1 pseudogene is annotated in these 424 nt (G+C 79.2%); it reads right to left on the bottom strand.

From position 1 onward, the window contains the following. Positions 1-162: 162 nt before the first annotated feature. A pseudogene (locus tag G3I42_RS12890) lies at positions 163-424 on the bottom strand (hypothetical protein); the annotation flags it as partial.

The raw sequence follows: 424 nt of genomic DNA, 5'->3' as shown, positions 1-424 counted from the left end.
CGCCGCTCCGCCGCCAGCGCGGCTCCCAGCGTCTGCGCCTCGTGCCGCTCCAGGCGGTCCCTGTCACGCTCGTCGTGGCTCATCGCCACAGTGTCCCCGCCCGGCCCCGGCCTCGCCCCCCGAAGCGGCACACCGGCAGGGACCTCCACACGCCCGGCCCCCTCAGCGCCCCACCTCCGCCAGCGTCTCCCCGTTCGCCAGCCGCGCCCGCACCCGTACGGCCCCGTCCCGCGGCGCCCGCACGGCGAACGCCGTCCCCGCGTGCGTGCCCGAGACCGTGCCGCTCGTGGTGAGCGCCACGACCTGGCGGCTGCCCGCGCCGAGCGCGTACCAGTGGCCCCGCGGCGACTTCCAGCGCGTCCCGGCCACGACGTGCTGCCCGAAACGGCTGCACGCCGCCGTGTCCGCGGCGCGGGCCACGACG

This window comes from Streptomyces sp. SID11385 (genome assembly GCF_010548245.1).
Classification (GTDB): domain Bacteria; phylum Actinomycetota; class Actinomycetes; order Streptomycetales; family Streptomycetaceae; genus Streptomyces.
Note: the sequence above shows the minus strand (reverse complement) of the source record. Positions and strands in the feature narration are given on the sequence as shown.